Genomic DNA, 13,370 nt, shown 5'->3' on the forward strand with positions numbered 1-13,370 from the left:
CGACGGCTGAATAAAACCCAAGGAAATCCACGATGACCGACCAACTCATTATTTTCGACACCACCTTGCGCGACGGCGAGCAATCGCCCGGCGCTTCGATGACCCGCGATGAGAAGCTGCGCATCGCCAAGCAGCTCGAACGGCTCAAGGTCGACGTCATCGAGGCCGGCTTTCCGGCCAGCTCCAACGGCGACTTCGAAGCCGTCAAGGCCATTGCCGGTGCGATCAAGGATTCGACGATATGCGGCCTGTCGCGCGCGAACGACCGCGACATCTCGCGTGCGGCCGAGGCGCTCAAGGGCGCGGCACGCGGGCGCATCCACACGTTCATTGCAACTTCGCCGCTTCACATGGAAAAGAAGCTGCGCATGTCGCCCGACGAAGTGCACGAGCAGGCAAAGCTCGCCGTGCGCTTTGCGCGCAACCTTGTGGCCGACGTGGAGTTCAGTCCCGAGGACGGCTATCGCAGCGACCCCGACTTTCTCTGCCGCGTGCTCGAGACCGTGATCAACGAGGGCGCCACCACCATCAACGTGCCCGACACCGTCGGCTACGCCATCCCCGAGCTCTACGGCAACTTCATCAAGATGTTGCGCGAGCGCGTGCCCAACAGCGACAAGGCGATCTGGTCGGTGCATTGCCACAACGACCTCGGCATGGCCGTGGCCAACTCGCTGGCCGGTGTGAAGATCGGCGGCGCACGCCAGGTCGAGTGCACCATCAACGGGCTGGGCGAGCGCGCGGGCAACTGTTCGCTCGAAGAAGTCGTCATGGCCGTGAAGACCCGCAAGGACTACTTCGGGCTCGAGCTCAACATCGACACCCGGCACATCGTGGCCGCAAGCCGCATGGTGAGCCAGACCACCGGTTTCGTGGTGCAGCCCAACAAGGCCGTGGTGGGCGCCAATGCCTTTGCGCATGCCTCGGGCATTCACCAGGACGGCGTGCTCAAGGCGCGTGACACTTACGAAATCATGCGTGCCGAGGACGTGGGCTGGGCCGCCAACAAGATCGTGCTGGGCAAGCTCAGCGGGCGCAATGCGTTCAAGCAGCGCCTGCAGGACCTCGGCGCGACGATGGCCAGCGAGGCCGACATCAATGCCGCCTTTCTGCGCTTCAAGGAGCTGGCCGACCGCAAGTCCGAAATTTTCGACGAGGACATCCTTGCGCTCGTCAGCGCCGAGGAACTGGCGCACGTTGATGAACAGTTCGCTTTTGTCTCGCTTTCCCAGCACAGCGAAACCGGCGAACGCCCCCAGGCAAAGGTCGTTTTTACCGTTCAGGGCAAGGAAGTCACCGGCGAGTCCGATGGCAATGGCCCGGTTGATGCTTCTCTGAAAGCCATCGAATCGCTTGTCAAGAGCGGTGCGGAGATGGTGCTTTACTCGGTCAATGCCATCAGTGGCTCGACAGAAAGCCAAGGAGAAGTTACAGTTCGGTTACAAAATGCAGGGCGGGTGGTGAATGGAGTAGGTGCGGACCCCGACATCGTGGTCGCATCGGCCAAGGCTTATTTGAGTGCGCTCAACAAGTTACAGAGCCAAGCTGAGAGAGTGGCGGCACAAGGTTAGGTTTACGAGTGTTCCTTGGATTCGATTGAAGAAAAGGACGCAAGTAACTGATATTGCGTGCCTTTTTTGATTTCGATACACTGCGGTTCTCATTTTCGCCGCTGGAGATTTATAAATGCCTGAAACCCGCCCCCGCCGAGTTTCCAGCCAGCGGTTCTTGCCCGCAGTCAAATTCGTCGCCGTCGCGCTCTGCGCCACGGCGTTTTTGCTGTCCGGCGCACAGGCCGCGAAGAAGGAAAAAGCAGCTGCCGCCAAAACCTCCCAAGCCAAGAAGGCCGGAGGTCCGGTACCGGTGGAAGTCAAACGTTCTGCAAAGGCGCCGCGTGGCGGCAAAGCCGAACGAAGCGAAAAGGTCGTTCGTGGTGGCCGCAACGTGGTGGCCAGCATCCGCCAGAAAAACGGCAAGACGGTGGTTGCCGTGCAGCGCCGCTCGGTGGTTCGGGTCGAAACGCCCGCGCGCCAGTCCTTCGGCCAGCTGGCCGGCTTGCACGGAACCGACGACGTGCTCGACCTGAAGTCGAGCGTTGCGCTCGTGATCGACCAGGACACGCACGAGGTGCTGTTCAGCAAAAACGACCACGCGGTGCTCCCGATTGCATCGCTCACCAAGCTGATGACCGGCTTGCTGATCAGCGAAGCCCGCCTTCCCAACGACGAACTGATCACCATCACCCAGGACGACGTCGACACCGAAAAGGGCAGCCGGTCGCGCCTGACGGTCGGCACCACGCTGTCGCGCGGTGAACTGCTGCACCTCGCCCTCATGTCGAGCGAAAACCGCGCGGCACATGCGCTGGGCCGCACCTATCCGGGTGGCCTTGCCACCTTCGTGAGCATCATGAACGCCAAGGCGAAGATGCTCGGCATGAAGGACACGCGCTACGTGGAGCCTACCGGCCTGTCGAGCCGCAACCAGTCGAGCGCGCAGGACCTCGCGCTGCTCGTCAATGCCGCCTATTCCGACGCCACGGTGCGCTCGCTGTCGACATCGCCTGAGTACCAGGTCGAGGTCGGCAACCGCGTGCTGCAATTCAACACCACCAACCGCCTCGTGAAGAGCCCCGATTGGGAAATTGGCGTGCAGAAGACGGGCTACATCTCCGAAGCCGGCCAATGCCTCGTGATGCAGGCCAAGGTGGCCGGACGCAAGCTCATCATGGTGTTCCTGGACTCGGCCGGCAAGTTCAGCCGCATCGCCGATGCCGAACGCGTTCGCCGCTGGGTCGAGGCCACGCACGCCTCGACGGGCTCGCCGGCCGCGTCGTCGTCGCGCGCTGCGTCCTATCAGGTCGCCGGTTGAGCGGTGGAACGGCCCTGAAAAGGGCTTGAGAAGCTCGGCAGGGGTCGATTCAGGCGGCGGCTGAAGAGGGGCTGCCGCTCCCCGTCGCAGCCCCCGCTGGCGCCGCCGCGCCATCCTTGTAGCCGAGTGCCCCCGAGATTTCATTGGCCGTGGCCTGCAGCTTGGGTAGCCATCCTTCGTCCAGCCGATCCGCGGGCGCGGAGATCGACAGTCCCGCCACCAGCTTGCCCTGGTCGTCGTAAATGCCGGCGGCCATGCAGCGCACACCCAACTCCAGCTCTTCGTTGTCGCGCGCAATGCCGTATTGGCGTGCCTTCGACAACTCGCGCTCCAGCGCAGGCAGCTGGGTGATGCTGTTACGCGTATGGCCGGCCAAGCCGGTTCGGGTGGCATAGCTGCGCACGCGCTGCGGATCGTCGGCGGCAAGGAAGAGCTTGCCGGTCGAGGTCAGGTGCAATGCGGCCCGGCCGCCGATGGCGCGCACCACCTGCATGCCCGAACGCTCGCTGTACGAGCGCTCGATATAAACGATTTCGTCGCCTTGCCGCATGCTGAGGTTGACCGGTTGCTGAGTGAGCTTGTGCAGCTCGCGCATCGGCCCCAGCGCGGCGTCGCGCACGTTGAGCCTGCCCTTGACGAGGTTGCCGAGCTCCAGCAGCCGCATGCCGAGCCGGTAGCTCCCGGCCTCGGGGCGGTCAACGAAGCGCCCGACCGCGAGGTCATTGAGGATCCGGTGCGTGGTGGAGGGGTGCAGGCCCGTTTTCTCGCTGATTTCCTTCAGCGAGATCGCCTCCTCGCGGGAGGCGAGCACGTCGATCAGCGCGAACATGCGCTCGATCACCTGGATGACTGGAACGGCAGGAACGTCGGATTGGGTTTTTCTCATGGCGCGATGCGGTGTGGACCGGGCGCCATTTTACCTTGTGAAATCACTTGGCGCCTGCCAGCGCCCCTCGATCAGAACTTCGTGGGGAGTGAAACGGGCCTTGTAGTTCATCTTGGAACTGCCTTCGATCCAATAGCCGAGATAGACGTGCGGCAGGCCCAGCTTGCGGGCTTGCTCGATCTGCCACAGCACGCTGTAGGTGCCGTACCCCGCGCTGCTCTCCGGCTCGTAGAAGGTATAGACGGCCGAAATGCCGTCGCTCAGCACGTCGAGTATCGACACCATCTTCAATGGGCCCGCGCTGCCGTCGGGCAGGGTCTCGCGGAACTCGACGAGCCTGGAGTTGACCCGGCTCTGCAGCAGGAACTGCGTGTACTGGTCGATGCTGTCGTGGTCCATGCCACCGCCGGCATGGCGACCGTTCTGGTAGCGAAGATAAAGCTGGTAGTGCTCGGGCACGAAACACAGCTTGAGCACGCGCGCGTGCAGGTTCTTGTGCTGCTTCACGGCGCGGCGCTGGCTGCGGCTGGGCTGAAAACCGTTGACCAGCACGCGCAATGGAATGCAGGCGCGGCAGCCGTCGCAGTAGGGCCTGTAGGTGAACATTCCGCTGCGCCGGAAGCCGCTCAGCACGAGGTCCGAGTAGGCGTCGTTGTGGATCAGGTGGCTGGGCGTGGCCACCTGCGACCGGGCCTGGCGATCGGGCAGGTAGCTGCACGGGTAGGGCGCCGTCGCGTAGAACTGCAGCGTGTGAAGCGGGAGATCCTTGAGGTGCGTCACGTCGATGGAACAGGTCGCGTGGAAAGGAGTTCCGTCCAGTATACGGGCTCGAAATGCCAGCGTGGCCCCTCTTGTTCGCGGGCTTTGGCCACGTGCGCCACGAAGCGGGCGCGCGACATTTCGCGCGCGCCCAGGCTCGCCAGATGGGAGGTGTTTTGCTGGCAGTCGATCATCTTCACCTGGAAGCGGCGGCACAGGCTCACCAGCGCCGCCAGCGCGATTTTCGAAGCGTCGGGACGGCGGGTGAACATCGATTCGCCGAACACCGCGCGCCCGAGCGCCACGCAATACAGCCCGCCCGCCAGCTTGCCGTCGATCCAGGTTTCCACGCTGTGCGCGTGGCCGGCCCGATGCAGTGCCAGGTAGGCGTCGACCATGTCCGGCACGATCCATGTGCCCGACTGGCCGACGCGCGGCGATTGCGAGCACGCCTTGATGACCGCAGCGAAGTCGTGGTCGATGCGCACTTCGCAGCCCGGTGTCTGCGCGAACCGGGCCAGGGTCTTGCGCAGCGATCGGTGAAGCTTGAAGTCGGCCACCTGCAGCACCATGCGGGGGTCGGGACTCCACCAGAGGATCGGCTGGTCTTCGCTGAACCACGGAAACACACAGCGGCCATAAGCCTGCATCAGCGTATCGACATCGAGCGCCCCGCCGGCTGCGAGCAGGCCGGGTACGGGGTCGGTCTCGCCCCAGGCGGAGGCAGGGTCGGGCAGTGCGTCGCCGGGTTCGAGCCAGGGCAGTTGTTGCATGGCCGTAGGTATACACGGCTTCGCGGCGCGCTTCATCCGCGTGAGGGAAAATGGCCGCTCTCCAGCGGATCGCAAACGATTGCAGCCTGCGGGCCCGCAAGGTGTTCCGAACAAAGCGCACAGGAATATCCGGAGCCCATATAGTGCTGCTTCCCACCCCACAGACCCATAGCGGACCCGCCAGGCCGGCATTGCCTTGCGGGCGGCCAGCCCAAGAGGACCACGTTGACCACTGAATCCAACCCCACGCGTTTCGGCAGCGGCCAGGCGGTTCGCCGCCTCGAAGACGAGAGCCTGCTGGCCGGTGCAGGCCGCTACACCGACGACGTCACGCTGCCGGGCCAGGCGCATCTCGTCTTTCTCCGGTCTCCTTATCCGCATGCGCGCATCGTGTCGATCGACACCGCCGCCGCGGCCGCCATGCCCGGGGTGCTGCGCGTGCTCACCGGCGCCCAACTGGTCGGGGCAGGCGTTCAGCCGATACCTGGCGCGGCCGGATTCAAGCGCGCCGATGGCGGTGACTGCGCCAGCCCGCCGCGCCTCGCCATGGCGCACCAACGAGCGCGCTTCGTCGGCGAGGCGGTGGCTGCGGTGGTGGCCGAAACAGTCCAGCAGGCGCGCGACGCCGCCGAGGCCGTGGTGGTCGACTACGACGAACTCCCGATGGTGGTCGACCTCGCGAGCGCCACCGCCGACGATGCGCCGCAGCTGTGCGAGGAGGCCACCGGCAACATTGCCGCCGAAATGAAGCACGGCAGCAGCGACGCCGCGACCGCCGCCTTTGCCAAGGCCAGCCATGTGGTCGCTCTCGACGTGATCAACCAGCGCGTCGTCGCCCTCACCATAGAGCCGCGCTCGGTGCTTGCGGCGTATGACGGCGAATCCGACCGCCTCACGATTCGCATGAGCACGCAGATGCCCTCGGGCGTGCGCGATTCGGTCTGCGCGGCCATTGGCCTCGCCAAGGAAAAAGTGCGCGTGGTGGTGGGCGATGTCGGCGGTGGCTTCGGCATGAAGACCGGCGCCTATCCCGAAGACATTGCCGTCGCCTTTGCCGCGCTGCAGGTCAAGCGCCCGGTGAAGTGGGTGGCCGAGCGCAGCGAAGAGTTTCTTTCGAGCACGCACGGCCGCGACATCGAGGCCAGGGCTGAACTCGCGCTCGACGCCGACGGCAAGATCCTTGCGCTGCGCATCAAGACACTGGCCAACGTGGGCGCCTACGCCACCGGCGCCGGCGTTGCGATCCAGCTCCTGATCGGCCCCTGGGTGCAGACCAGCGTCTACGACATTCAGACCATCGACTTCCATTTCAAGGCGGTGCTCACCAATACCGCACCCACGGGCGCCTACCGCGGCGCGGGCCGGCCCGAGGCGATCTTCACCATCGAGCGGTTGATGGACGAAGCCGCGCGCCAGACCGGCATCGACCGCGTCGCGCTGCGCCGCCGCAACTTCATCCGCCCCGAGCAGATGCCTTACAAGAACCCCATGGCGCAGACCTATGACACCGGCAAGTTCGAGTCGGTGATGGACCAGGCGCTGGCGCTGGCCGACTGGCAGGGTTTCGATGCGCGCGCGGCCGAGTCGGCGAAGAATGGCAAGCACCGCGGCCTGGGCATTGCCACGTTTCTCGAATGGACCGGCGGCAATGTGTTCGAAGAGCGGGTCACGGTCTCGGTGCAGGCCGACGGCGTGATCGAGGTGTTTTCCGCCGTCAACGCCATGGGGCAGGGTATTGCCACCTCGCTGGCGCAACTGGCGGTCGATGCATTCGGCGTGCCCATCGAGAAGGTACGCGTCGTGCTCGGCGACACCGACCGCGGCGACGGCTTCGGCAGCGCCGGTTCGCGCTCGCTGTTCACCGGCGGCTCGGCCGTTCGCATCGGCGCCGAGCGCACCATCGACAAGGCACGCGAGCTCGCGGCGCAGGAGTTGGAAGCCTCTGTCGACGACATCATCTACAGCCGCGGCGTGTTCAACGTGGCTGGCACCGATCTCGAGCTCGACCTGTTCGCCCTCGCGGGCAAGCAGCCCGAGCGCGAAATCTTCGTCGACTCCACCAGCACCGTGGCCGGCCCGACCTGGCCCAACGGCTGCCACATCTGCGAGATCGAAATCGATCCGCCCACCGGCGAAATCAGCGTGGTGGCCTACAGCTCGGTCAACGATGTGGGCCGTGTGATCAATCCGATGATCGTGCGCGGCCAGCTCGAAGGCGGCGCGGTGCAGGGCATCGGCCAGGCGCTGTACGAGCAGGTGGTGTACGACCACGAAACCGGCCAACCCGTCACCGGCAGTCTGATGGACTACGCCGCACCGCGTGCCGACATCGTGCAGACCATGTTCCACATGGAAATGGACGAGTCGACGCCGTGCATCAACAATCCGCTCGGCGTGAAAGGCGTGGGCGAACTGGGCACCATCGGTGCCACGCCGACCATCGTGAACGCGGTGGCCGACGCCTTCGCGCGCAACGGCTTCGCGGCCAGCGCGCCGCGCCTGCACATGCCCTTGAGCCCGGCGCGCGTGTGGCAAGCCATGCACACCATCGATTGAGCATCGCCAGGCCGGATGTTCGAAAGGCGCACGCACCATGCTCGTCACGACCGAACTGCAGACCGACGCCATCCGCATTTCGAGCTACCGCTGCGACGCGGAACCCGGCACGCGGCCGTTCACCGAGATGCACACGGACTACTCGGTTTCGTATGTGCGAAAGGGCAGCTTCGGCTACCGTACGCGCGGCAATGCCTATGAGCTGGTGGCCGGTTCCGTGCTGGTGGGGTCTCCGGGTGACGAATACGTTTGCACCCACGACCACCACGTGTGCGGCGACGAATGCCTGGCATTCCACCTGTCGCCCGGCTTTGTCGATCTGATCGGCGGCGACCAGAGGACCTGGCGCACCGCGGGACTTCCGCCGCTGCCCGAACTCATGGTGCTCGGCGAACTCGCCCAGGTGGCAATCGAGGGCCAGACCGACGTCGGCCTGGACGAATTGGGCATGTGGTTCGCCAGCCGTTTCGTCGACGTGGCGAGCGGCCGCAGCAAGCCGATGCCGCAGGCGGCGGCGCCGCGCGACAGGCGCCGCGCGGTCGATGCGGCCATGTGGATCGATGCGCACTCGCACCGCGACATCGGCCTGGAGAGCGCCGCTTCCGAAGCCGGGCTGAGCGCCTTCCATTTCCTGCGCCTGTTCTCGCAGGTGCTCGGCGTCACGCCGCACCAGTACCTGGTCCGTTCGCGGCTGCGCCATGCGGCACGCCTTCTGGCGGACGACGAGCGGCCCGTGACCGACGTGGCCTTCGATGTGGGTTTTGCCGACTTGAGCAACTTCGTTCGGACGTTCCACCGTGCGGCGGGCGTGTCGCCGCGCCGCTTTCGCCAGGCGGCCAAAGGCGATCGCAAGATTTTCCAAGACCGCTTGGCAGCCTTGTTCAATGATGGCCGCCTGACACATCGCTGAGGCGAACGGACACCATGGCCACGATCTACAAGGAATTCATCGTCGAAGCCGGCGCAGCCCAGGTCTGGGATGCGCTGCGCGATTTCGGCGCCGTGCACACGCGCCTTGCGCCTGGCTTCCTGACCGACTGCAAACTGGACGGGAAGGGCGCCCGCGTCGTCAGTTTTTCCAATGGCCTGGTGGCGCGCGAGCTGCTCGTGGGCATCGACGAGCCGAACCGGCGCCTGGCCTACACCATCACCGGTGGCCAGGCCAGCCACCACCACGCATCGGCGCAGGTGTTCGCGCACGGCGAAGGGCGCTCCCGCTTCGTCTGGATTACCGACGTGCTGCCCAACGAACTCGGCGCCTACATCGAGCCGATGATGGCGCAGGGCGGCCTGGCGATGAAGAAGACGCTCGAAAAGAAAAGCCCGGCGCCCTCGGCCGACTAGAAATCTTCGAGCGGCAAGCCCACGTAGTTTTCCGCCAGCGCGGTGGAGGCGGCATGCGAATGCACGAGGTAGTCGAGCTCGGCTTCCTGGATCTTCTGGCCGAAGGCGCCGGTCTCGGGGAAGCGGTGCATCAGCGAGGTGAACCACCACGAGAAGCGTTCCGCCTTCCATACGCGGCGCAGGCAGAGGTCTGAATACCGGTCGAGCGCAGAGGAGGTTTTCTCGCCGTAGAAGATTTCGAGCGCGCGCGAGAGATACCCCACGTCGGCGGTCGCCAGGTTGAGGCCCTTGGCACCGGTCGGCGGCACGATGTGCGCGGCATCGCCGGCCAGGAACAGCGAACCGAAGCGCATCGGTTCGGCAACGAAGCTGCGAAGCGGCGCGATGCTTTTCTCGAGCGAAGGCCCGGTCACCAGCCGCTCGCGGGCCTCGGGATCGAGCCGCGCTCGCAGCTCGTTCCAGAAGGCTTCGTCGCACCAGTTCTCCACCCGCTCTTCGGTCGGTACCTGCACGTAATAGCGGCTGCGCGTGGCGCTGCGCATGCTGCACAGCGCAAAGCCGCGCTCGGTGTTGGCATAGATCAGTTCGTGCGACACCGGCGGCACATCGGCCAGCACCCCCAGCCAGCCGAAGGGGTAGACCTTCTCATAGGTCTGGATGGCGTCGGCCGGCACGCTGGCGCGGCTCACGCCGTGGTAGCCGTCGCAGCCGGCGATGAAGTCGCATTCGATCTCGTGCGTCTGGCCGTCCTTCTCGTAGCGCACGCGCGGGCGCTGCGAATCGAAATCGTGCAGGCTGACGTTGGCGGCGCTGTAGATGGTGGCAAGGCCTTCGGCCGAACGCGCTTCCATCAGGTCGCGCGTCACCTCGGTCTGGCCATAGACCGTGACCTGCTTTCCGCCCGTCAGGCCGTGCATGTCGATGCGATGCCGCGCCCCCTTGAATAGCAGCTCGATGCCTTCGTGCGGCAGCCCTTCGGCCTTGGCGCGCGCATCGACCCCGGCGCGCGCCAGGAGATCCATGGTCACCTGCTCGAGCACGCCCGCGCGGATGCGCCCCAGCACGTAGTCGCCGCTCTGGCGCTCGACGATGATGTTGTCGATGCCCGCCTTGAAAAGCAGCTGTCCGAGAAGCAGGCCGGCCGGGCCCGCGCCGATGATCGCGACCTGTGTGCGCATGTTCGTGTCTCCGATGAGGTTTCCCGGAGCGTAGGGCGTGCGCGGCACGCCGGGGCGGCGCTCCGCGAGGCTCTGTGCGATCATGCGAACGGCTGCGCGATCATCGCGCAACACTTCGTACATTGACCGGATGACCATCGCCAAAGCTGACTTCATCGAGGGCATTGCCAAGGGAATGGCCGTGCTCGAAAGCTTCGACACCGAGCGCCAGCGCCTCAACGCCACCTTGGCGGCCGAGCGCGCTGGCCTCACGCGCGCCGCCGCCCGCCGGCACCTGCTGACGCTGGCCCACCTGGGCTACCTGGAGACAGACGGCAGTTATTTCTGGATGGCGCCCAAGGTGCTGCGTTTTTCGGGCAGCTACCTGGCATCGTCCCGCTTGCCGCGCGCATTGCAGCCCACGCTGAATCGCCTTGCCGCGCAAACGGGAGAGTCGTTCTCGGCCGTGGTGCTCGACGGCGAAGAGGCGGTCATCATCGCGCGCAGCGGCAGCTACGGCATGCCCACGCGCGTGCTGGCCTACGGCCTGCACCTCGGCGCCCGGCTACCGGCCCACGCCACGTCGACCGGGCGTGTGCTGCTGGCGGCGATGGCGCCGGCCCAGCTCACGCAATGGCTCAAGGGGCGTCACTTGCCGCGGCTCACGCCGCACACCACCACGCAGGCGCGAGCCCTGCGCCAGCTGATTTCCCGCGTGCGCAGGGACGACTACTGCTTTGCCAGCGAAGAGCACGAACTCGGCGTGCAGGCGCTCGCGGTGCCGCTGCGCGACATGCAGGGCCACACGGTGGCTGCGCTCAACGTGGTGCTGTCCGGCACGCGCTATCAGGAAGAAGCACTCCAGCGCGAGATGCTGCCGCTGCTCTTCGAGGCGGCGCGCGAAGTCAGGTCGCTCCTGTGAACTGACGCCCGGGCTGAACTTCCGCGGCGCGGCGACCTCGAATTCCGAAACGGACCCCAACAACCATGCGACTCCTGCTGCTCGAAGACGACGTGATGATCGGCGAAGCCGTGCTCGACCTGCTGCGGGCCGAGCAATACGCTGTCGACTGGGTCAAAGACGGCGAAGCGGCCGAATCGGCACTGCGCACGCAGCAATACGACCTGGTGCTGCTCGACCTTGGCGTGCCGCGCCGCGACGGGCTCGAAGTGCTGCGCAGCCTGCGCGCCCGCAAGCAGCGCACGCCGGTCTTGATTGCCACCGCGCGCGACTCGGTGCAACAGCGCATCGAAGGGCTCGACGCGGGCGCCGACGACTACGTGCTGAAGCCCTACGACCTGGACGAACTGCTGGCGCGCATCCGTGCCTTGCTGCGCCGCGCGGCGGGGCGTGCCGAGCCGGTGTACGAGCACATGGGCGTGAGCATCAACCCCGCGACGCGTGAAGTCTCCGTGGCGGGCCAGCCGGTGGTGCTCTCGGCCCGCGAATGGGCCGTGCTCGAGCCGTTGATCGCGCGGCCCGGCATGGTGTTGTCGCGCGCGCAGCTCGAGGAAAAACTCTACAGCTGGAAGGACGAAATCAGCAGCAACGCCGTCGAGGTCTACGTGCATGGCCTGCGCAAGAAACTCGGTGCCGAATTGATCAGAAACGTGCGCGGCGTCGGCTACATGGTGCCGAAGGCATGATGCGCGCGCTGACCGGCTCGCTGCGCGCGCGCCTGCTGTGGTTTCTGCTCGCGGCCATCGTGCTCGCCGCCGGCGCGCAGGCGGTGGTGGCCTATCGCACGGTGCTCAGGGAAGCCGACGACATCTTCGACTATCACATGCAGCAGATGGCGCTGTCGCTGCGCGCCGGCCTGCCGCCGAGCGCGGCCGTCGGCGGCATCGGCAGCGGCGAGCAGAACTTCGAGTTCGTGGTGCAGGTGTGGACGGCCGACGGCGTGCGCATCTTCGAATCCGCCGAACAGGCAGCGCTGCCGCAACTGGCGGTGCTGGGCTTTGCCGATGTGCGCGCGCGCGGCACCACCTACCGCGTGTTCTCGATGCAGACGAGCGGGCTGGTGATCCAGGTGGCGCAGGACATGGCGGCCAGGCGCAACATGGCCGGCGCGCTGGCCCTGCGCACCGTCGCGCCCGTGGCGTTGATGGCGCCGCTCCTCATGCTGGTCGTCTGGTGGGTGGTGAGCCTTTCGCTCGCGCCCGTGTCGCGCGTGCGCAAGCAGGTGGCATCGCGGCAGGCCGACGATCTTTCCGCCGTCAGCGAAGAAGGCCTGCCCGACGAGGTGCGTCCGCTGGTGCAGGAGCTCAACCTCCTGTTCGACCGGGTGCGCCGCGCCTTCGATGCGCAAAAGCATTTCGTCGCCGACGCGGCGCACGAGCTGCGTTCGCCGCTCGCTGCGTTGAAACTCCAGGTGCAGGGCCTGCAGCGCGCACCCGATGCCGCGGCCCGCGAGGTGGCCGTGAGCCGGCTGGTCGCAGGCATCGACCGCGCCACGCGGCTTGTCGAGCAGATGCTGGCGTTGGCCCGGCACGAGGCCAGCATGGCCGCGGGCGCGAAGCCCGAGGCGGTCGACCTTGCCGAAGTCGCGCGCCTGGCCATTTCGGACGCCATCGCGGCGGCGCAGGCGCGGCGCATCGATATCGGTGTTTCGCACGCCGACGCCGCCGTGGTGCATGGCCAGCCCGAGGCGCTGCGCATGCTGCTGCGCAACCTGATCGACAACGCCGTCAAGTACACGCCGGAAGAAGGGCGCGTCGACGTCGGCATTGCCAAGCTCGGCGAGGCGGTGGCGTTGACCGTGGACGACAGCGGGCCCGGCCTGCCCGAGGAAGAACGCGAGCGGGTGCTCGATCGCTTCTACCGCTCGGGCGAGCCGCAGGCGCCGGGCAGCGGGCTCGGCCTGGCCATCGTCAAGTCGATTGCGGACCTGCACGGCGCCACGGTGGCGCTCGAAACGTCGCCCAGCCTGGGCGGGCTGAGAGTCCGAGTGGTATTCGCTCCCTCTCCCTCCGGGAAAGGGCTGGGGTGAGGGCGCTGTGCCGCCGATGAGGCGCGGCGGTTGG

Annotated in this window: 12 protein-coding genes; 8 read left to right on the plus strand and 4 right to left on the minus strand. The window is 66.3% G+C overall.

Translation table 11 applies throughout. From position 1 onward, the window contains the following. The first annotated feature begins 32 nt into the window (after positions 1-32). Positions 33-1,571 (plus strand): 2-isopropylmalate synthase, encoded by a 1,539-nt coding sequence (locus QFZ42_RS10025; RefSeq protein ID WP_307700810.1) that lies wholly within the window; start codon positions 33-35, stop codon positions 1,569-1,571. A gap of 115 nt (positions 1,572-1,686) precedes the next feature. After that, complete coding sequence (locus tag QFZ42_RS10030; RefSeq protein WP_307700811.1) at positions 1,687-2,871, plus strand: serine hydrolase; 1,185 nt, start codon at positions 1,687-1,689, stop codon at positions 2,869-2,871. A 49-nt stretch (positions 2,872-2,920) separates the two neighbouring features. Here the strand turns inward: QFZ42_RS10030 and QFZ42_RS10035 are convergent, their stop codons facing one another. From QFZ42_RS10035 to aat, 3 genes are read right to left on the minus strand one after another with little or no spacing between them, the layout of a single operon-like run. After that, positions 2,921-3,757 carry an IclR family transcriptional regulator gene (locus QFZ42_RS10035; RefSeq protein WP_307700812.1) on the minus strand — a complete coding sequence of 279 codons (837 nt, stop codon included), beginning with the start codon at positions 3,755-3,757 and terminating at the stop codon, positions 2,921-2,923. Positions 3,758-3,787: 30 nt separating this feature from the next. Then, positions 3,788-4,537 carry an arginyltransferase gene (locus tag QFZ42_RS10040; protein ID WP_307700813.1) on the minus strand — a complete coding sequence of 250 codons (750 nt, stop codon included), beginning with the start codon at positions 4,535-4,537 and terminating at the stop codon, positions 3,788-3,790. Then, the gene (aat, locus tag QFZ42_RS10045) at positions 4,534-5,289 is read right to left on the minus strand and encodes a leucyl/phenylalanyl-tRNA--protein transferase (RefSeq protein WP_307700814.1); all 756 of its coding nucleotides are present in this window, start codon (positions 5,287-5,289) and stop codon (positions 4,534-4,536) included. Before aat ends, QFZ42_RS10040 begins: the two co-directional genes overlap by 4 nt. A gap of 225 nt (positions 5,290-5,514) precedes the next feature. On the opposite strand from aat, the gene QFZ42_RS10050 reads away from it, so the two are divergent. The 3 genes from QFZ42_RS10050 to QFZ42_RS10060 are packed head-to-tail and all read left to right on the plus strand — an operon-like array spanning position 5,515 to position 9,189. Further along, positions 5,515-7,845: a xanthine dehydrogenase family protein molybdopterin-binding subunit gene (locus tag QFZ42_RS10050; RefSeq protein ID WP_307700815.1), complete on the plus strand. Its 2,331-nt coding sequence runs from the start codon at positions 5,515-5,517 to the stop codon at positions 7,843-7,845. Between the two features lie 37 nt (positions 7,846-7,882). Beyond that, positions 7,883-8,755, plus strand: a complete 873-nt coding sequence (locus QFZ42_RS10055) for a helix-turn-helix domain-containing protein (protein ID WP_307700816.1) — start codon at positions 7,883-7,885, stop codon at positions 8,753-8,755. A gap of 14 nt (positions 8,756-8,769) precedes the next feature. Beyond that, on the plus strand, positions 8,770-9,189 hold the full coding sequence (locus tag QFZ42_RS10060; protein WP_307700817.1) for an SRPBCC family protein: 420 nt from the start codon (positions 8,770-8,772) through the stop codon (positions 9,187-9,189). Here the strand turns inward: QFZ42_RS10060 and pobA are convergent. Then, positions 9,186-10,367: a 4-hydroxybenzoate 3-monooxygenase gene (gene pobA, locus QFZ42_RS10065; RefSeq protein WP_307700818.1), complete on the minus strand. Its 1,182-nt coding sequence runs from the start codon at positions 10,365-10,367 to the stop codon at positions 9,186-9,188. The two genes, QFZ42_RS10060 and pobA, sit on opposite strands and share 4 nt — an antisense overlap. A gap of 130 nt (positions 10,368-10,497) precedes the next feature. On the opposite strand from pobA, the gene QFZ42_RS10070 reads away from it, so the two are divergent. The 3 genes from QFZ42_RS10070 (at position 10,498) to QFZ42_RS10080 (ending at position 13,336) form a co-directional block, all read left to right on the plus strand. Next, positions 10,498-11,268, plus strand: a complete 771-nt coding sequence (locus QFZ42_RS10070; RefSeq protein WP_307700819.1) for an IclR family transcriptional regulator domain-containing protein — start codon at positions 10,498-10,500, stop codon at positions 11,266-11,268. 65 nt (positions 11,269-11,333) lie between these two features. Then, complete coding sequence (locus QFZ42_RS10075) at positions 11,334-11,993, plus strand: response regulator (RefSeq protein ID WP_307700820.1); 660 nt, start codon at positions 11,334-11,336, stop codon at positions 11,991-11,993. Beyond that, entirely contained in the window at positions 11,990-13,336 is a 1,347-nt protein-coding gene (locus QFZ42_RS10080; protein WP_307700821.1) for an ATP-binding protein, read from the plus strand. The genes QFZ42_RS10075 and QFZ42_RS10080 overlap by 4 nt, the downstream gene beginning before the upstream one ends. Positions 13,337-13,370: the final 34 nt, after the last annotated feature.

The organism is Variovorax paradoxus, from assembly GCF_030815855.1.
GTDB lineage: Bacteria > Pseudomonadota > Gammaproteobacteria > Burkholderiales > Burkholderiaceae_C > Variovorax > Variovorax paradoxus_M.